17 protein-coding genes are annotated in these 18,641 nt (G+C 73.1%); 5 read left to right on the forward strand and 12 right to left on the reverse strand.

Going from position 1 to position 18,641, the window contains the following annotated elements:
* Positions 1–218 precede the first annotated feature (218 nt).
* Positions 219–1,739, forward strand: a complete 1,521-nt coding sequence (locus OG521_27810) for a hypothetical protein (GenBank protein ID WUW24366.1) — start codon at positions 219–221, stop codon at positions 1,737–1,739.
* 19 nt (positions 1,740–1,758) lie between these two features.
* Here OG521_27810 and OG521_27815 read toward each other — a convergent pair whose 3' ends face one another.
* Both OG521_27815 and OG521_27820 read right to left on the reverse strand, forming a co-directional pair.
* The gene (locus OG521_27815; protein ID WUW24367.1) at positions 1,759–2,802 is read right to left on the reverse strand and encodes an MBL fold metallo-hydrolase; all 1,044 of its coding nucleotides are present in this window, start codon (positions 2,800–2,802) and stop codon (positions 1,759–1,761) included.
* 127 nt (positions 2,803–2,929) lie between these two features.
* On the reverse strand, positions 2,930–3,301 hold the full coding sequence (locus OG521_27820) for a VOC family protein (protein ID WUW24368.1): 372 nt from the start codon (positions 3,299–3,301) through the stop codon (positions 2,930–2,932).
* Positions 3,302–3,482: 181 nt separating this feature from the next.
* Here OG521_27820 and OG521_27825 point away from each other — a divergent pair, with 181 nt between their 5' ends.
* Both OG521_27825 and OG521_27830 read left to right on the forward strand, forming a co-directional pair.
* Positions 3,483–4,946: an aldehyde dehydrogenase gene (locus tag OG521_27825; protein ID WUW24369.1), complete on the forward strand. Its 1,464-nt coding sequence runs from the start codon at positions 3,483–3,485 to the stop codon at positions 4,944–4,946.
* A complete protein-coding gene (locus OG521_27830) occupies positions 4,946–5,179 on the forward strand; it encodes a ferredoxin (GenBank protein ID WUW24370.1) in 234 nt (77 codons plus the stop codon). Before OG521_27825 ends, OG521_27830 begins: the two co-directional genes overlap by 1 nt.
* 50 nt (positions 5,180–5,229) lie before the next feature.
* Here OG521_27830 and OG521_27835 read toward each other — a convergent pair whose 3' ends face one another.
* The 3 genes from OG521_27835 to OG521_27845 are packed head-to-tail and all read right to left on the reverse strand — an operon-like array spanning position 5,230 to position 8,834.
* Positions 5,230–5,955 carry a transporter substrate-binding domain-containing protein gene (locus tag OG521_27835; GenBank protein ID WUW24371.1) on the reverse strand — a complete coding sequence of 242 codons (726 nt, stop codon included), beginning with the start codon at positions 5,953–5,955 and terminating at the stop codon, positions 5,230–5,232.
* Positions 5,956–5,992: 37 nt separating this feature from the next.
* The gene (locus OG521_27840; GenBank protein WUW24372.1) at positions 5,993–7,975 is read right to left on the reverse strand and encodes a helix-turn-helix domain-containing protein; all 1,983 of its coding nucleotides are present in this window, start codon (positions 7,973–7,975) and stop codon (positions 5,993–5,995) included.
* Positions 7,976–8,012: 37 nt separating this feature from the next.
* Complete coding sequence (locus OG521_27845) at positions 8,013–8,834, reverse strand: 3-hydroxybutyrate dehydrogenase (protein ID WUW24373.1); 822 nt, start codon at positions 8,832–8,834, stop codon at positions 8,013–8,015.
* 257 nt (positions 8,835–9,091) lie between these two features.
* Between OG521_27845 and OG521_27850 the strand changes: the two genes are divergently transcribed.
* On the forward strand, positions 9,092–10,570 hold the full coding sequence (locus OG521_27850; GenBank protein ID WUW24374.1) for a PHB depolymerase family esterase: 1,479 nt from the start codon (positions 9,092–9,094) through the stop codon (positions 10,568–10,570).
* Positions 10,571–10,622: 52 nt separating this feature from the next.
* On the opposite strand, the gene OG521_27855 is transcribed toward OG521_27850, so the two are convergent.
* The 7 genes from OG521_27855 to OG521_27885 form a co-directional block, all read right to left on the reverse strand.
* Positions 10,623–11,510 carry an alpha/beta hydrolase gene (locus OG521_27855; GenBank protein ID WUW24375.1) on the reverse strand — a complete coding sequence of 296 codons (888 nt, stop codon included), beginning with the start codon at positions 11,508–11,510 and terminating at the stop codon, positions 10,623–10,625.
* Entirely contained in the window at positions 11,507–12,616 is a 1,110-nt protein-coding gene (locus OG521_27860; protein WUW24376.1) for a branched-chain amino acid ABC transporter permease, read from the reverse strand. The genes OG521_27855 and OG521_27860 overlap by 4 nt, the downstream gene beginning before the upstream one ends.
* Positions 12,613–13,500 carry a branched-chain amino acid ABC transporter permease gene (locus OG521_27865; protein ID WUW24377.1) on the reverse strand — a complete coding sequence of 296 codons (888 nt, stop codon included), beginning with the start codon at positions 13,498–13,500 and terminating at the stop codon, positions 12,613–12,615. Before OG521_27865 ends, OG521_27860 begins: the two co-directional genes overlap by 4 nt.
* Positions 13,500–14,246 (reverse strand): ABC transporter ATP-binding protein, encoded by a 747-nt coding sequence (locus OG521_27870; GenBank protein WUW24378.1) that lies wholly within the window; start codon positions 14,244–14,246, stop codon positions 13,500–13,502. The genes OG521_27865 and OG521_27870 overlap by 1 nt, the downstream gene beginning before the upstream one ends.
* Positions 14,243–15,037: an ABC transporter ATP-binding protein gene (locus OG521_27875; GenBank protein ID WUW24379.1), complete on the reverse strand. Its 795-nt coding sequence runs from the start codon at positions 15,035–15,037 to the stop codon at positions 14,243–14,245. The genes OG521_27870 and OG521_27875 overlap by 4 nt, the downstream gene beginning before the upstream one ends.
* 3 nt (positions 15,038–15,040) lie before the next feature.
* Positions 15,041–16,291, reverse strand: coding sequence for a substrate-binding domain-containing protein (locus tag OG521_27880; protein ID WUW24380.1), 1,251 nt, complete (start codon positions 16,289–16,291; stop codon positions 15,041–15,043).
* Between the two features lie 136 nt (positions 16,292–16,427).
* Positions 16,428–17,039 (reverse strand): TetR family transcriptional regulator, encoded by a 612-nt coding sequence (locus OG521_27885; protein WUW24381.1) that lies wholly within the window; start codon positions 17,037–17,039, stop codon positions 16,428–16,430.
* A gap of 229 nt (positions 17,040–17,268) precedes the next feature.
* Here OG521_27885 and OG521_27890 point away from each other — a divergent pair, with 229 nt between their 5' ends.
* Positions 17,269–18,609 carry a glycosyltransferase family 4 protein gene (locus OG521_27890; protein WUW24382.1) on the forward strand — a complete coding sequence of 447 codons (1,341 nt, stop codon included), beginning with the start codon at positions 17,269–17,271 and terminating at the stop codon, positions 18,607–18,609.
* The last annotated feature ends 32 nt before the right edge of the window (positions 18,610–18,641 follow it).

The following is an 18,641-nucleotide window of genomic DNA, read 5'->3' on the forward strand; positions in this document are numbered from 1 at the left end:
CCCTGCCGCGGGCCGGAAGGGACCTGCGGGGCTCCCGCCCGGTGATGTGCGGCGCCGGCCCGCGCCGCTCTCCGTTCGGGTGAATAGTAGTTCCGGTTTGTCCTCCGTCGTCCGTTACGCATAGATTCCGGTTCATGCTGTCCGTGAACTGTTTGCTCCCTGCTCGCAGTTGAGCGGCACCGCGCCCCGTCATCATCGGCTGGGAGGACCCCGCCCTCATGTCCGGAACCGTCGACCGGTGGACCACCGCACTGCGCAGAGGCTGGAGGACGGGCACGCTGTGGCCGTGGTGTCTGGGGGGCATCGCGGCGGTCTGCGGATACGCCGTGGCCACCGTCTTCCACCCCGGATACCTCAGCGCGGACAGCAACACCCAGCTGTGGCAGGCGCTCGGCGACGAACCGGTGAACGACTGGCATCCGCCCGTGATGGCGCTCGCCTGGCGGATCCTCATCGGGATCACGGGGGACTTCTCCTCCATGGCCGCCGCGCAGGCCGCCCTGTTGTGGGGGACGCTCTGGGTCCTCGCCCGGCTGACGTGGCGGAAGACCGGCAGCCGGGGGCTCTCCCTCGCCGTGCTGGCCGTCGGCTTCGCGCCGCACATCATGAACCTGACCGGCGTGGTGTGGAAGGACGTGCACCTGGCGTACGCGCTCCTCGCCGTCTTCGCGATCGCACTCACCGTGCGCGACCTGCCGCCGGAGCGGGTCAGGAGCCGCTGGGCCCTGCTGGTGCTGGGTGTGCTGCTCCTCGTGTACGCCGCCCTCGTGCGGAAGAACGGCATCCCCGCCGCGATCCCCGTCTTCGCCCTGCTGGTCCTCGCCGCATGGCCCGTCCCGGGCCGGCGCCGCTGGCTGGCCGCCACCGGTGTCTTCGTCGCGGTCGTGCTGGCGGCCGGTGCCGGGGTGTCCGCGGCCACCGCCCCGCTCACCACCCGGGTGTACGCGGTGATCCCGGTGGACGACCTCGTCCACGTGCTCACCCCGGCCCAGGTGCGCACCGCCGCCGAACATGCCGGTGCGAGCGACGACTTGCGCGACCGTCTGGTCGCCACCGCCGTCGACTGCCAGAAGCGGCAGATCGCCTCCGACGCGTACCTCCAGTGCTTCCCGCAGGACGGGCCGTTCGACGTGACGTACCTGGACCGGCGCGCCGACGTCATCGTCCGGATGTGGACGCAGCAGATGCCGCGGCACTGGAAGGGGTACGTCGAGTACCGGGGCCGGGTCTTCAGCAAGCTGCTCTTCCAGAGCAACCAGCGGTTCTGGAACGGCACCCATGTCAACGCCGGCGCCCGGCTGCACCCGGACGTGCGGAAGGAGCCGCTGAACGACACGCTGCGGTCCGCCCTGCAGAACTACGTGACCGGGTTCGCCCGCGACCTGCCGATGCTGTTCCAGGGCTGGTTCTGGCTGGCCGTCTCGCTGGTGCTGGTGCTGCGACGCCGCTGGCCCGGCCCCTACACCCGGGAACTCCGGCTCCTCGGCGCGAGCTCACTGCTGTACGTCCTCGCCTACCTGCCCACGGCCCCCGAGTCCAACTACCGTTACGTGTACTGGCCCGCGCTCGCCGGGACGGTCGCCCTCACCCTCGTCGCGACCGCCTACGCGGCGCGTCGGCGCGCGGCGGCCGACAGCCTTGCCGGTGAGCCGGAAGACCGCCCCGCCGTGCTGCCGGGCGGGCGGGCGCCCGAAACCGCCCCGGCGGGGCCGCGGGAGGGTGCCGACGCCGTCGGGTGACCGCTCGTCGATCCCGGTCTCACACCGCCACGTACGTCACCGGCTCGCTCCCCGTCACCGCCTCCGCGCGCCCCAGCTTCACCAGGCGGCGCAGGTGCGACTCGGCCTCCGAGACGGCGATGTTCCGGGAGCCGTAGGGGATTTGCTCCCAGGGGCGGTTCCACTCCATCCGTTCGGCCAGCTGCCACGGTGTGAGCGGTTCGGCGAGGAGGGCGAGGAGGCCCGTCAGGCGTTCCTCGTGGTGGTCCAGGAGTTCCCGCACGCGGCCCGCCGCGTCCGCGAACGCGTACTGGTGGGCCGGGAGGACCTCGGCCACGCCCAGGCGGCCGATGCGTTCCAGGGAGTCGAGGTAGTCGCCCAGCGGGTCCGTGGCGGCCGTGGCGTCGTCCGGGTCCTCGTAGAGGCCGACGTGCGGGCTGATGCCGGGGAGCAGGTGGTCGCCGGAGAAGAGGCGGCCGCGGCCCGGGAGGTTGGCCGGGTGGTCCTCCTCCAGGTGCAGGCAGACGTGGCCGGGGGTGTGGCCCGGGGTCCAGATCGCGCGCAGGGTGCGGCCCGCCAGGTCGAGGAGTTCGCCCGGCACGATCTCGCGGTCCGGGATCGCCGCCCGCAGACCGGGCAGGGTGCGCATCCGGCCGCCCTTCTCGCGGGCGGCCAGCAGCGGGGCGATGTGGTCATCGGGGGCGCCGACCGTCGCCAGCTTCGCCGCGAGGTAGGCCAGCCAGGTGCCCGGCTCCGACGCGCGGGTGCGGCGGACGATCGCGGTGTCGGCCGCGTGCATCGCGATCCAGGCCCCGGACGCCTCACGGACCTGGCCGGAGAGGCCGTGGTGGTCGGGGTGGTGGTGGGTGATGACCACGCCGTGGATGTCGGTGACGTCCACGCCCACGCCGGTGAGCCCGGCGGTGAGCGTGTCCCAGGCCTCCGGGTCGTCCCAGCCGGTGTCGATCAGGACCGGGCCCCGGTCCGTGTCGAGCAGATGGACCAGGGTGTGGCCCAGCGGGTTGTCCGGGATGGGGACCTTGATGCTGTGGACGCCGCCACCGTGGTTGATCACCTGCGTCATGGGCTCCCCATCTCCGAGCGGCCTGGGCGGCGTGCGGGATACGGCCACGACGCGCCGCGTCCACTGTAACGAGAACTTGTTCCAGTGGTAGCCCCGGTCGACTATCCGTCTCGGCCGCACGGGCCCGTCATCCGATCAGCGTGGCCTTCGGCCGCACGACGCAGAACTCGTTCCCCTCCGGGTCCGCGAGCACGGTCCATGACTCGTCTCCGGTCTGACCGAGTTCCGCGCGGCGCGCTCCGAGCGCGAGGATGCGCTCGATCTCCGCCTCTCCCTCGCCCGGGGCCGTCGTCAGGTCGAGGTGCAGGCGGTTCTTCACGGTCTTCGTCTCGGGAGCCGGCATGAAGCAGATGCCGACCGGGGAGCCGATGTCCGGCCCGATCACCACCTCGCGCTCCCGCTCGGACAGGATGCGCCACTTCAGTACCGCGGCCCAGAAACGGGCCAGGGCCGGCAGGTCGTGGGTGTCGATGACGATGTGGTGCAGGGACGCGGTCATGGGTGCCAGTCTGCGGCCCGGGTCGTGCCGCGGTTGCTGTCCCAGCCGTGGACTCCTGGAACTGGAACTGGTATCAGTTCTGACACGGAGTCAGATCTGAAGCCAGGCAATTGCGGAGCCCGTCGTCGAGTCGGTCATCGAGTCGGTCGGGTCACGTGCCGCGTCGCGGGAGGCAGCAGCCATGAGCGAGCTTGTCGAACACGGAAAACTGTTCATCGGCGGGGAGTTGGTCGATCCGCTCGGGCGGGATGTCATCGAGGTCATCTCCCCGCACACCGAGCAGGTCATCGGCCGGGTGCCGCATGCCGCCGAGGGGGACGTGGACCGGGCCGTCGCCGCCGCCCGGCAGGCGTTCGACCACGGGCCCTGGCCGCGGATGCCGCTGGACGAGCGGATCGCCGTCGTCACGCGGATCAAGGACGCGTTCGCCGTGCGGTACGAGGAGATAGCCCGGGTCATCAGCTCGGAGAACGGCACCCCGTACACCTCCAGCGTCATGGTGCAGGCCCTCGCCGCGATGATGGTGTGGGACGCGGCCATCACCGTCGCCCGCACCTTCCCGTACGAGGAGCGCCGCGACGGGGCGCTCGGGCCGCTGCTCGTACGGCGGGAGCCGGTCGGGGTCGTCGCGGCCGTCGTGCCGTGGAACGTCCCCCAGTTCACGGCCGCCGCCAAGCTCGCGCCCGCGCTGCTCGCCGGATGCTCGGCCGTCCTCAAGGTGTCGCCCGAATCGCCGCTCGACGCCTACATCCTGGCCGAGATCGTCGCCGAGGCCGGGCTGCCCGAGGGCGTGCTGTCGATCCTGCCCGCCGACCGCGAGGTCAGCGAGTACCTCGTCGGGCACCCGGGCGTCGACAAGGTCTCGTTCACCGGGTCCGTCGCCGCCGGGCGGCGCGTCATGGAGGTCGCCTCGCGCAACCTCACCCGCGTGACCCTGGAACTCGGCGGGAAGTCCGCCGCCGTGATCCTTCCCGACGCCGATCTGGACACCGCCGTCGCCGGCATCGTGCCCTTCGCCTGGATGATCAACGGGCAGGCCTGCGTGGCCCAGACCCGCATCCTGGTGCCGCGGTCCCGCTACGAGGAGACCGCCGAGGCCTTCGCCGCCGCCGCCGGTGCGCTGAAGGTCGGAGACCCGCTCGACCCCGCCACCGAACTCGGCCCGCTCGTCGCGCAGCGCCAGCAGCAGCGCTCCCTCGACTACATCCGGATCGGGCAGGAGGAGGGCGCGAAGGTCCTGACCGGGGGTGGGCGCCCGGCGTCCCAGGAGCGCGGCTGGTACGTCGAGCCGACGCTCTTCGGTGACGTCGACAACTCCATGCGCGTCGCCCGCGAGGAGATCTTCGGGCCGGTCATCTGTCTGCTGCCGTACGGCGACGAGGACGAGGCCGTGAAGATCGCCAACGACTCCGAGTACGGGCTCAGCGGCAGCGTCTGGACCGCCGACACCGAGCGCGGCATCGACATCGCCCGCCGGGTCAGGACGGGCACGTACAGCGTGAACACCTTCAGCCTCGACATGCTCGGGCCGTTCGGCGGCTACAAGAACTCCGGTGTGGGAAGGGAGTTCGGGCCCGAGGGGTACGGGGAGTACTTCGAGCACAAGATGATCCACCTGCCCGCCGGGTACGGGGGAGAGGCCTGATGGGCGACCGGTGGAGCGTTGAGGTGGACCGCGGTGTCTGCATCGGGTCGGGGATGTGCGTGAATCACGCGCCGGACGGCTTCCGGCTGGACACCGCCCGGCAGTCGCACCCCGTCGACCCGGAGACCGACGCCAACGAAAAGGTCCTCGCAGCCGCCGAGGGCTGCCCGGTCGAGGCCATCACGATCGCGCTGGCCGACTCGGGGGAAGTGGTGTTCCCGCCGGAGGACTGAGGGGACGGGGGCGAAGGGGTGATCGACGACCCGGCACCTCCTCGCCCCCCTCAGGCGGGCGGGGCCACCAGGGAATCGGACCGGTGCGAGCGGCGCAGCGCCTCGGCCACGAAACCCGTGGCCTTCAGCTCCTCGACCACGTCCCGCAGGAAGTCCACCGTCTCGGGCTTCCGACTGCGGGTCGTCCCCACCGCCTGCCGGATCTCCATGAACCTGTCCTCGATCAGCCGCACCCCGTCCGGATCGGCCGCGACGAACTCCGTCATCGGCTGCCGGATGCCGGCCGCGGCCTCCAGGCCCTGCTCGCGGAACACGTCGACGCCCTCCGCACCACGCACCACCGTCGCGTGCCGGAGGGTGCGGGTCAGGAACAGGTCGTACGCGGAGCCCTGCTTCACCCCGATCCGGACGCCCTCCCGGTCGAGGTCGGCCGCGGAGGCGAAGTCCGAGCCCGACGGTACGGCGTAGACGCCCTCGATCAGTACGTAGGGGGCGGTGAAGGCGACCTCGGCCTCCCGGGCCGGGTCGATCGCCAGGAAGCAGATGTCGGCCCGGCCGGTGGCCATCGCCTCGTACGACTTGCGGGCCGCGTCGAAGCAGAGGAGCTCCACCGGCACGCCCAGCCGCGCGCCGATCTCCCGCGCGAGGTCGACCGTGACCCCGGCCGGATCGGCGGGCGTGCCCTGGGCCAGGACCGGGTTCCCGAGGTTGACCGAGGCCCTCAGCACGCCGGCCGGTGCCAGGTCCCCGGTGACGGAGGCAGTCGCGATCTTCATGGACCGGAGTGTAGGACACCCGCCACGCGGGCGGCCCTCAGCGGGTGCCGGCGGGCCGGGTGCCCGACAAAAGGTGCAGTCTCAGGGCAAGTTGCAGTTCCAGCGCCCGGTCCGGCTCGTTCCAGTCCCGGCCCAGCAGCACCTGGATCCGGTCGAGCCGCTGCACCACCGTGTTCACGTGGACGTGCAGCTCGTCCTTGGCCCGGATCAGGCTGCCGCCCGCGCCGAAGTACGCGCTGAGCGTCCGCACCAGGTGGGTGCCGCGCTGTGCGTCGTACTCCAGCAGCGGTCCCAGGGCCGCCGACACGAACCCGTCGACGTCCTGCGCGTTGCCCAGCACCACGCCCAGGAAACCGAGCTCCTCCACGCACGCGCCCTCGCCGGTCCGCCCCAGCACCCGCATCGCCCGCAGACAGCGCGCCGCCTCCCCGTAGGCCTCGGCCAGTTCCCGGGGGCCGCGGGCCGGTCCGGCGGCGGCCACGGTGACGGGGGACTGGGCCAGCTGGCCGAGCTGGGCCGCCGCCGATCGGGCCGCGGGGCCCGCGGTCGCCGGCCCTTCCGCCTCGACCAACAGGACCACCGCACCCGCGTGTTCGGCGCTCACCCCGTGGATGTCGCCGCCGAACAGATAGCGCATCGCGGCCGGCGCCAGCCGCTCCCGGGCCGCGGTCTCCGCCACCAGCAGCAGATGCGGGCGGTCCAGGTCGATGCCCAGGCGGCGGCCCCGTTCGGCCAGGCCCGCCGGGTCGCGCCCGGAGTCCGTCAGCAGGTCCGCGATCAGCTCGCCGCGTATCCGGTTCTCCGTCTCGGCCACCGTGCGCCGCAGGAGCAGGAGGAGCCCGGTGACCACCGCCGATCTCTCGAACAGCCGGCGGTCGGAGTCGTCCAGCGGCCGGCCCCGGTGCAGCACCAGGCCGGCCAGCAGCTCCTGCCCGGCCAGCACCGCGCAGACCACCCGCCCGTCGCGGTGCACGGCACGCGCCCCCGTCCGGGACTCCTCGGCCGCCTCCGCCAGCCACCCGGCGTCCATGCTGTCCGCGGCGAAGCCCGTACCGTCCGGACGCACGGCGGCCAGCGGGCGGCCGCCCGGGTCGTGGATGGTCAGGGGGGAGCCGAGGAGCCCGGCCACGGCCGCCGCCACGTCCGTGACGTCCCGGCCGCGCAGCACCAGGTCGGTGAGCCGGTCGTGCGACTCCTCGGCCCGCTGCATGGCCGCCGAGTGCGCCCGTACGGAGGCGTTGGCCTCGGCCAGCTCCGCGTTCGCCTCCGCCAGTTCGGCGAGGGCCGATGTGGTGTCGGCGAGTGCGCGCGCGGTGTCGATCGCGATCGCGGCGTGCGCGGCCAGCGAGCACAGCAGCGCCACCTCGTCGGGGCTGAAGACCCGGGGCGCCCGGTCGGCCGCGAACAGGACGCCGATCACCTTCCCCGTACCGCCCCGGCTGGAGCCGAGCAGCAGGGGAACGCCCAGGATGGCGACGAGGCCCTCGTCCAGCACCCCGGCATTGATGTTGCGGGTGTGGCGGAAGCGGTCGTCGGTGCGGTAGTCCGGGGTCGCGTACGGGCTCGCCGTCTGCGCCACCAGCCCGCCGAGCCCCTCGCCCAGTTCCAGGCGCAGCCGCTGGAAGAGCACCGACACCGACCCGTCCGTCACCCGCATGTAGGTGTCGCCCGCCTCCTCGTCCGGGAGCGTGAGGTAGGCGGTGTCCGTGCCCAGCAGCATCCTGGCCCGGCGCACGATCGCCTTCAGCACGTCGTCCAGGTCGCGGGAGGCCGCCAGATCGCCCGCCGTGTCGAAGAGCGCGGTCAGCTGGAGCTCCCGGCGCCGGTGCTGGCGCAGGGCGCCCCTGATCCGCAGCGCCGTGGCCGTGGCCCGTTCCACCTCGGCGAGCTCGTCGGCGGGCACACCGTCCCCCCGCGCCTGCGAGGAGACCGCCCCCAGCGCCTCGGCGGGCGCGTCGTCGGCCAGCAGGTCGAACAGGCGCCGGAGGTGGGGTGCGGCGGAGGGGAGCGGTTCAGGCATGGCATCCAGCGTTCGTAGAAAGGGGGGGCGAGGCAGGTCAGTTCGCGGTCCAGCCGCCGTCCATGGAGAGCGAGGTGCCGGTGATGTGCCCGGTGCGCGGCCCGCACAGCCACAGGACCGCCTCGGCCACGTCCGCCGGCTCGATCAGCCGCTTGATCGCGCTGCGCTCCAGCATCACCCGCCCCACCACGTCCGCCTCCGAGATGCCGTGCGTCCGTGCCTGGTCGGCGATCTGGTTCTCGACCAGGGGCGTGCGTACGTATCCGGGGCTGACGCAGTTGCTCGTCACCCCGTGCTCCGCCGCTTCGAGCGCGACCACCTTGCTCAGCCCCTCCAGTGCGTGCTTGGCCGTCACATAGGCCGACTTGTAGGGACTCGCGCGCAGCCCGTGCACCGACGAGATGTTGACCACGCGCCCCCAGCCGCGTTCGTACATGCCCGGCAGGGTCCGGCGCAAGACGCGGAACGGGGTCTCCACCATCACGCGCTGGATCAGCGCGAACCGGTCCGGCGGGAACTCGTGGACCGGGGCGACGTGCTGGATCCCCGCGTTGTTGACCACGACGTCCACATCGGCCGGCAGCGTGTCGACGACCGAGGGGTCCGACAGGTCCACCACCCAGGCCGTCCCGCCGATCTCCTCCGCCAGGCTCTTCGCGGCCTCGCCCGACCGGTCCACGACGTGCACATGGGCGCCCGCCGCGGCCAGCGCCTGCGCGCAGGCCCGCCCGATCCCGCTCGCCGCACCGGTCACCAGCGCGGTGCGCCCGGCCAGGACCGGTTCTGCGGGGGGCTGCGGGGTTCCGCCGCCGGGGGAGGGGGCGGCGGGCTCGTGATCCGGTCTGCGGGAAGTCTCCATGGCCGTCACCGTAGGTACGCGGCGGCCCGTGTCACACGGCGTCGGTGCACACACCCTCCCGCCCCCGCATGGTGGCGGCGTACATGGTGCCGCCCGGCGCGGGGCCGCCCCGCCGAGGGGCCCGGGGACGGCACAAGGGACCGGCCGCACACACCTGGCACCCGCCGGTGTCCGCCTGCCACATGGGCGTGCGCGGGCGCCGCTCATAGGTTCCGGCAGCAACCCGTACCCCGCACGTACCGACCAGGGAGGCACCCGTGCGCCCACCGATCCTGAGACGTCTCTTCCGCCGCGTCGCGTCCGCGGCCGCCCTCGGCCTGCTCGCGGCGACGCTGGGCGCCACGGCCGCCGCACAGCCGGCCGCCGCTGCCGGCGGCCTCCAGCAGGTCACCGGCTTCGGCTCCAACCCCGGCAACCTGCAGATGTACGCCTACACCCCCGCCGCGCTCCCCGCGAACGCGCCCCTGGTCGTCGCCCTGCACGGCTGCACGCAGACGGCCTCCGCGTACTACACCAACTCCGGCTGGCCGCAGTTCGCCGACAAGTGGGGCTTCTCCGTGGTCTTCCCGCAGACCACGTCCGCGAACAACTCCCTCTCCTGCTTCGGCTGGTTCGACCCGGCCGAGGACACCCGCGGCAAGGGCGAGGCCGCGTCCATCGTGCAGATGGTCGAGTACGCCAAGCAGCAGTACGGCTCCGACGGCCGCCGGGTGTACGTCACCGGGCTGTCGGCGGGCGGCGGCATGACCGCGGACCTGCTGGCCGCCTACCCGGACGTGTTCGCGGGCGGGTCCGTCGCCTCCGGGCTGCCCGCCCAGTGCGCGACCAGCCAGGCCGCAGCCTCGGGCTGCCAGACGGGGCCGCAGAAGCTGACACCCGCCCAGTGGGGCGACAAGGTCCGCGCCGCCTACCCCGGCTACTCCGGCCCCTGGCCCCGGGTGGCGATCTGGCAGGGCACGTCGGACTACACGGTCTACCCGGCCAACGCCACGGCGCTGCGCGACCAGTGGACGGACGTCTGGGGCATCGGCCAGACCCCGTCGTCCACCGACACCCTCCCCGGCAGCACCACCCGCAGCGTCTACAACGACGCCTCCGGCAAGCCGGCCGTGGAGACGTACTCCGTCGCCGGCATGGGCCACGGCCTTCCCGTCAGCCCCGGCTCGGGCGACCAGCAGTGCGGGACGACGGCCGCCTACTTCCTGAACGCCATCTGCTCGACGTACTACACGGGCGTCTTCTGGGGCCTGGACGGCGGCACCCCGGGCGGGGGCGGCGACCAGCTCCCCGCGCCCGCGGGCGTACGGGTCACCGGCACCACGGACACCACCGCCGCGCTGTCCTGGAACGCGGTCGAGGGCGCCGCCTCGTACGCGGTCTACCGCAACGGCACGAAGATCGCGTCGCCCACCGCCACCACCCACACGGACACCGGCCTCACCGCCGGTACCGCATACCGCTACACCGTGGCGGCCGTCGACGGATCGGGCAAGGCGGGTACCGCCTCGGCCCAGGTGACGGCGACCACCACCGGCGGCAGCACCCCGGCGAAGTGCTTCACCGCCACCAACTACGCCCAGGTCACGGCGGGCAGGGCCCACACCACCGGCGGATACGTCTACGCCAACGGCTCGAACCAGAACATGGGCCTGTACAACGTCTTCGTCACCCACACCCTGAAGGAGTCACCCGCGGGCTACTTCGTGATCGCGGACAGCGGCTGCACCACCGGTTGACACGTGCGGTGGGCCGGGCCCGGCAGACGGACTGCCGGGCCAGGCCCACGCCTCAGGCGTACGCGTACGCGACCAGCCGGTCGGCGACCTCCCGGCCGCCCCGCTCGCCCGTGAGCACCGTGTAGTGGTTCACGTCCTTCACCGCCACCGGCTCCACCCGCGTCCCGTCCAGGTCCGCCGCCGCGAGCCGGCTCTCGTCGTACAGCCCCTGCTCCTCGTCCATCAGACCGCGCGCCGCCCACAGCAGAGTCGCCTCAGCGGCCAGCCTGCGTACGGCCGTGAGCACCTCCTCGTCGAACAGGCCGACACCGTCCGTACGGATCGCCTCGATCCGGCACGACGAGCGCAGGGCGGGCTCCTCGCCCGCCAGATCGCGCTGGATGTACGCGTCCACCTCGTCCGACCAGGCGTCACCGGCGAACGCCGGGTGTGCCTGCCAGAAGGAGCGGTAGGCGGCCCGGTCCGCGAACGTCATCGACAGCCGGTCCATCGCCGGACCGATCACCGCCGTCAGCAGCTCGTCGGGCGTCAGATGCGTGGGCGCGGGGAAGCCGACGCCGCCGTCGACGAGCAGCAGCGGGCCGAACCGGTCCGGGTGGCGCACCGCGGCCAGCGCCGCCACGAACGCGCCCATCGAGTGGCCCGCCAGCACCACCCGGCCGAGGCCCAGGGCCTCGGTCAGGGCGGCGACGTCGTCCGCGTGCGCGGCGATGCCGTACGGGCCCGGAAGCGCTGAACTCCCGGCCCTGCCCCGCAGATCGGGGGCGATCAGCGTGACCCGGCCGGCCAGCTGCCGGGCCACCGCGCCCCAGGACAGCCCGTTGGCCGTGATGCCGTGCAGCGCCACCACCACCGGCGCCTCCGGATCGGCGGCGGGCCAGCGCAGAGCGGCCAACGTTCCCCCGCTCACCGGGACTTCGATCTCCTCGTACGGAATCACTGGTCTCCGGTCTCCTTCCGGTACGGGACGGACCTCAGCCTGGACGGCAACCGGGCCAGGCCGCCCGGCAGCAGATGTACCACGGCCACGAACAGCACGCCCAGCAGGAACAGCGGCTGGGAGAGCGGGACCCGGAGCACCGCGGGCAGGTCCGCGACCGCGCCCGAACCGGCCAGATCGCCGAGCCGGTGGTCCGCCCAGGTGTAGAGGATGCCGCCCGCCATCGGCCCCCAGCGGGTGCCCGAGCCGCCCAGCACCACCATCACCAGCAGCGAGAGCGTGAAGTCGGACGTGGTCGTCTGGGGGGTGGAACCGCCGGTCAGGAGCAGGTGGACGATGCCGCCGAGCGCGGCGAGCGCACCCGCGACGACGAAGGCCGTCAGCTTGAATCCGTACGGCTTCAGGCCCAGCACCTCCACCCGGCGCTCGTTCTCCTTGATGCCCTCCCAGACGCGGCCGGTGGGGGAGCGGACCGACCGGTGGACGACGGCCAGGGTGAGCACGAGGTAGGCCAGCGCGATCCAGTAGAGGTTCGCCGTGTTGTCGATGCCGACGAGCCAGGAGGGAAGGAGATCGGCCGGGGCCGCCCGGCCCTCCTCGCCACCGGTGACCCCGCCGGGGTTGCGGGACACCAGGATCGAGCCCGCCTGGGCGAAGGCCAGGGTCACCATGGAGAAGCCGATCCCGGTGACGCGCAGGCTCACCGACCCCAGGACGAGGGCCAGCGCGATCCCGAAGAGGAGACCGAGGGTCGAGGCCAGGACGAAGGGAAGGCCCGCCTCCAGCAGGAACATGTTGGTGGCGTAGCTGCCGGCCGCGAAGTACAGGGCGTGGCCGAACGAGAGCAGTCCGGTGCGCCCGAGCAGCAGGTCGTAGCCCGTGGCCAGGGCGCCGAACAGCAGGCAGGTGGCGAGGAGTTGCAGGCTGCCCGCGCTGCCGAGCGGACCGTCCAGCAGGCCGGGCACGGGTACGGCGCTGAACGGTGCGACGGCCAGGACGAGCAGGACGGCCGCCGGCCACCAGCGCAGCAGCCGGGGCGACTTGACCGGCAGCACCGGGGCCGGAGAGCCCTCGGTGCGGTCGTGTGTCTCGGTGGCGGTGCTCACGCGAGCCTCCCCGTCAGTCCGCGCGGGCGGATCAGCAGCAGCGCGGCGAGCAGGACGACGACCGCCAGATCGCCGAGGCCCGCCGCGGTGTAGTAGTTGGCGAACTGCTGGACCAGTCCGATGACGACGGACGCCACGGCGGCGCCGGTCACCGAACCCATGCCGCCGGTGACCACGACGACGAACGCGAAGATGAGCAGCGAGGTGCCCTGGCGCGGGTCGACCGAGCCGAAGTACAGCCCGCCGAGTGCCCCGCCGAGCGCGGCCGCGCAGCCGCCGATCGCGAAGACGAGGGTGAACGCCCTGCGGACGTCGATGCCGAGCGCGGTGACCATCGCCCGGTCCTCGACACCGGCCCGTACGACGAGACCGTGCCGGGTCCGGCCCAGGAACAGCCGCAGCGCCACCAGCACCACGACGGCCGCCGCGACCAGCACGAGGCGGTTGACCGGGACCTGCGCGCCCAGCAGCCCGAAGGTGCCGGACAGTGCATCGGGCCCGGGGAACGTCCGGGCGTCCGAGCCCCAGATGCCCGACAGCAGCGCCGGCACGGCGAGCCCGACCCCGACGGTGGCGAGCACCTGCTCGCGCGGCCGGGTGTAGAGCGGGCGGACGACCGCGAGTTCCAGGAGCACGGCGGCCGCGGTGCCCACCGCCGTACCGAACAGGACCGCGAGGACGAAGCCGGCGCCGCCGGGACCCGCGCCGGGCAGATGGCCGGACGCGGCCCACCAGGTGCCGTACGCGCCGATGGACAGCAGCGCCCCGTGCGCGAAGTTGAGGACGTCCATCAGGCCGAAGATCAGCGAGAGTCCGGACGCGATGAGGAAGTAGAGGGCTCCCAGACCGAGTCCGGTCATGGTGAGCAGGACGAGGGTGGACATCAGGAATCCGCCTCCGCGGTCTGGGGGTTCAGCGGGCCGTGGCCCACACCGAGCAGCCGGCGGGCCGCCTCCGCGTCGCCCAGGAGCCCGTCCGCCGGGCCCCGGTGGGCGGTCCGGCCGTCGGCCAGCACCACGCAGTGCCCGGCCAGCCGGCGGACGACGGCGAGGTTCTGTTCCACGAGCAGCACCGGCACCGCCTCGGCGGCCCGCTCCAGCACCTGCGCCACCTCGGTGACCACCTTCGGCGCCAGGCCCTTGGTGGGTTCGTCCGCGATGATCAGCCGGTTGGTGTTGAGCAGGGTGCGGCCGATGGCGACCATCTGCTGCTGACCGCCGGACAGCGTCCCGGCCAACTGCCGTGCGCGCTGCTTCAGTTCGGGGAAGAGCTCGTGCACCAGCGCGTACGCGGGCTCGCCCGCGCCGCGCCGCTCGGCCAGCCGCAGGTTCTCCGCGACGGTCAGCCCGGCGAAGATGCCGCGGTCCTCGGGGGCGTAGCCGATCCCGCGCCGGACCAGCGCGTGCGTCGGCAGGGCCGCGGTCTCCTCGCCGTCCAGGCGGACACTGCCGCTGCGCGGGACGAGGCCGAGGATGCCGCGCACGGTCGTGGTCTTCCCGGCGCCGTTGCGGCCGAGCAGCGCGGTCACGCCGTGGCCGGCGACGTCCAGGTCGACGCCGTGCAGGATGTGCCGGCCGCCGATCAGGACCCGCAGGTCCCGCACGGCGAGCAGGGGTTGTTCCGTCGTCACAGCCCCTCCCCGAGGTAGGCCTGCTGCACGGTCGGGTCGGCGGTCACGGCCGCGGGGGTGTCCAGGGCGAGCAGCCGGCCGTGGTGCATCACGGCGAGCCGGTCCGCGAGGCCCAGCAGGACGTCCATGTGGTGCTCGACCATGAGGACCGTGCGCCCCTCCTCCCGGTGCAGGGTGCGGATCAGTCCGGTCAGCGCCGGGACCTCCTCGGCGCTCACCCCGGCCATCGGCTCGTCGAGCAGCATCAGCCGCGGCTCGCCCACCAGCAGCACGGCCAGCTCCAGCTTCCGTTTCTCGCCGTGGGACAGTTCGGCGGCCGTGGCCCCGGCCCGGTGGCCGAGACCGGTGCGCTCCAGGACGCCGGCCACCTCGGCGGTGTACGGGTCGGCGCGCCGCCAGATGCGGTACGAGCCGCCCCGGACGGCCTGCGCGGCCAGCCGGACGTGGTCGGCCACGGTCATCGCGGGCCAGAGGCTGGACGTCTGGAACGTGCGGCCGATGCCACGCCGGGCCCGGACGTGCGCGGGCCGGTGCGTCATATCGGTGCCGTCCAGCGCGACGGTGCCCGCGGTGGGCAGCGTCAGCCCGCTGATCAGGTTGAACAGGGACGTCTTGCCTGCCCCGTTGGGGCCGATGAAGGCGAGGAACTCGCCCTCGCGGACGCTCAGGGTGATGTCCTGGACGATGGTCGCGCCGCCGACGCTCCAGCCGAGCCCGTCCAGCCGGAGCACCGGGGTCGCCAGGTCCGCCGGGCCACCGTTCTGCTGCCCGGGGGTGTGGGGTGCGGTCACGGTTCAGCCCGCCGAGGGCTTCACGGGCGGTGCCACGGTGTCCATCGGCTCGGTGTCCAGCAGCTCCGGCTTCAGGGCGGCCCCCTTGCCGGTCAGCCGGGCCACGAACATCGGCTGCACCAGCGCATGGTCCTCGGCCCGCACCTGCGCCTTGCCCTTGACGCCGTCGAAGGTCCAGCCCTCCAGGGCCTTCACCATCGCGGCCGGGTCGGTGGCGCTGCCCTCGGCCACGGCGTGCACGATCATCTGGGCCGCGGTGAAGCCGTCCGGGGTGAACAGGTCGGGCGTGCCGCCCGCCTTCGTGACCGAGTCGAGCATCGCCTTCTCCACGGCGTTGCCGCCGCCCGCGCCCGGGAAGTAGTGCGCCAGGAACGACACCTTGGACCCGGCCGCCCCGAAGACCGGGTACGAGGCGGTTCCGGCGAGGCCGGTGACGACCTTGGCCGCGCCCAGCACACCCTGCTGGTCCAGTGCGGTCCACAGCGCGGGGGCGGTGGAACCGGCCCAGGCGACGAAGACCAGGTCCGGCCCGCCCGCCTTGACCTGCCGGGCGAACGGCGTCAGGTCCGTCGCGCTCGGCGGTGCCAGCACGGAACCGACCTTCGCGCCCTTCGCGCCGAGCACCGCCTTCACCGCGGCGACGTTGGCCTGGCCGAACGTGGAGTCCTGGGCGAGGACCGTGACCTTCTTGCCCTCGGCGTCGCCGAGCATCGTGCCCGCCGTGAGGATGTCCTGGTAGGACTGCCGGCCCGAGCGGAAGGTGTAGCCGTTGATGCCGGTCACCGCGTCGGTGGCCGCCGGGCCGCTGACGTACAGCACCTTGTTCTGCGCGGCCAGGGGCGCCATCTGGAGCGCGACGCCGGAGTCGGTGGTGCCGGCCAGCACCTTGTACCCCTTGCCGATCAGGTTCTTCGCCGCGGAGACCGCCTTGCCGGGGTCGCCCGCGTCGTCCTGCTCGGTGACCTCGATGCGGTGGCCGGCGACCTTGCCGGTGCCCTTCGTCGCGTAGTCCAGGCCCGCCATGAAGCCGTCGCGGTACTGCTTGCCGTAGTCCGCGAGCAGCCCGGTGCGGGAGTAGACCAGGCCCACCTTCACGGCGGCGGTCCCACCGGTCTTCCCGGACCCGCCCTCGTCGGACTCGCCGGCCTTCCCGGCGGCGGTGCAGCCGGTCAGCAGCAGACCGGCTGCGGCCAGGACGGCGAGGGTGCGGACGTGGGTGCGGGATCTGCTGGATCTGCTGGCTCTGCGACGCATGGTGACCGGCTCCTCGGCGTGTTCCTGTGATGTCGCCGAACCGTATGAACACCGTGCCGTCGTCGATATGGTGCAGGGCACCCCACCTGACCCGGGGCCCATGTGGGTGCCGTACATGGGCAGGAGCCCGGGGGACTCAGCCGGCGGGCTTCTCCGCGGTCAGGTCGATCAGCCGGCACACCGTCTCGATGTCTATCTTCACCTGCGCGATCGAGGCCCGGCCCGACAGCCAGGTGATCAGGGCCGAGTGCCAGGTGTGCTCGATGACCCGAACGGCCGAGAGCTGCTCGGGCGTCGGACGGTCGAGCCCCATCGCGTCCAGGATGATCGCCGTGGTGAGCCGCGAGACGGTGTCCACCTCGGGGCTCACGCTGCGGTCCGCGAAGGTCAGCGCGCGCACCATGGCGTCCGCCAGATGCGGTTCGCGCTGCATCGCGCGGAAGGCCCGCATCAGGGTGTCGGCCACCCGGTCCGCCGCGTTCTCACCGGCCGGGGGGCGCTTGCGGAGCGTCCCGTGCATGTGCTGGAGCTGGTCCTGCATGGTGGCTACCAGGAGGTGGACCTTGGACGGGAAGTAGCGGTAAAGGGTGCCCAGAGCCACCCCTGCGGCCTCCGCCACCTCGCGCATCTGCACGGCCTCGAAGCCGCCCCTGCTGGCGAGCTGGGCGCTGGCGTGCAGGATGCGGCGGCGGCGTGCCTCCTGGCGTTCCGTCAGGGGCGGCGATGCCGGTCTGGCTTCCGCTGTCATGTGTCCCATCCCGAGGCTTCTGTCCGCGTCCGCGAGGGCGCGCGGCCGGGTCCGGCGGCGCACAGCATGCCAGGGTGTGTGCCGTGGCGCGAATCACCTGATCCGGCCGTGGAACCGTTGCTACCTGCCGGTAGATTCATAGCTGGTTGAACGATCCAGTCTGAAACTTGTTCTAGATTAGCGTGAGCGGTTACGCTCCGGCGAACACGCAGCGAGAAGGGGGCCGAGTGTGACCGCTGAGGCCATAGAGTCGGGCCCCCGTGCGGGCGCCGCCACGTCGGACACAGGCGCCGACGCCGCCGGTGACCGGCCCCTGCGCATCGCCCTCCTCACCTACAAGGGCAACCCCTTCTGCGGCGGCCAGGGCGTCTACGTACGCCACCTCGCCCGCGAGCTCGCCCGGCTCGGCCACAGCGTCGAGGTGATCGGCGCCCAGCCCTACCCCGTGCTCGACGAGGGTGTCCCGCTCACCGAGCTGCCCAGCCTGGACCTCTACCGGCAGCCCGACCCGTTCCGCACCCCGAAGCGCGGCGAGTTCCGGGACTGGATCGACGCCACCGAGGTCGCCACCATGTGGACCGGCGGCTTTCCCGAACCGCTCACCTTCAGCCTGCGGGCCCGGCGCCATCTCGCCGCCCGCAGCGGCGAGTTCGACGTCATCCACGACAACCAGACGCTCGGCTACGGGCTCCTCGCCGACCTCGGCGCCCCCCTCGTCACCACGATCCACCACCCCATCACCGTCGACCGGAAGCTCGACCTGGACGCGGCCCCGAACCGCCGCCGCCGGGCCTCCGTCCGCCGCTGGTACGCCTTCACCCGCATGCAGAAGCGCGTCGCCCGCAGGCTGTCGTCCGTGCTCACCGTCTCCGGCTCCTCCAAGCAGGAGATCGTCGACCACCTCGGGGTGGACCCCCGCCGCGTCCACGTCGTGCACATCGGCGCCGACACCGACCTGTGGTCGCCCGACCCCGCCGTCGCAGAGGTGCCCGGCCGGATCGTCACCACCTCCAGCGCCGACGTCCCGCTCAAGGGCCTCGTCCACCTCGTCGAGGCGCTCGCCAAGCTCCGCACCGACAACCCCGCGGCCCACCTCGTGGTCGTCGGCCGCCGCGCCGAGGACGGACCCGTCGCCCAGGCCATCGAACGGCACGGGCTCGGGGACGCCGTCGAGTTCGTCAAGGGCATCAGCGACGCCGAACTCGTCGACCTCGTCCGCGGCGCCCAGATCGCCTGCGTCCCCTCCCTCTACGAGGGCTTCTCCCTGCCCGCCGCCGAGGCGATGGCCACCGGCACCCCGCTCGTCGCCACCACCGGCGGCGCGATCCCGGAGGTCGCGGGGCCGGACGGCGAGACCTGTCTGGCCGTGCCGCCCGCCGACGCGGGCGCCCTGGCCGACGCGCTCGGCCGGCTCCTCGGCGATCCGGAGCTGCGCGCGCGGCTCGGGGCCGCCGGACGCGAACGGGTCCTCGCCCGGTTCACCTGGAAGCAGGCCGCGATCGGCACCGCCGCCCTCTACCGGGAGGCGATCGCCGCCCGCGCCGCCACCGGCCCCGGCGGCCGACGGTGACACCGCGTCCCACCCGCACCTTCACCCTCCGA

Source organism: Streptomyces sp. NBC_01463, assembly GCA_036227345.1.
Classification (GTDB): Bacteria; Actinomycetota; Actinomycetes; order Streptomycetales; family Streptomycetaceae; genus Streptomyces.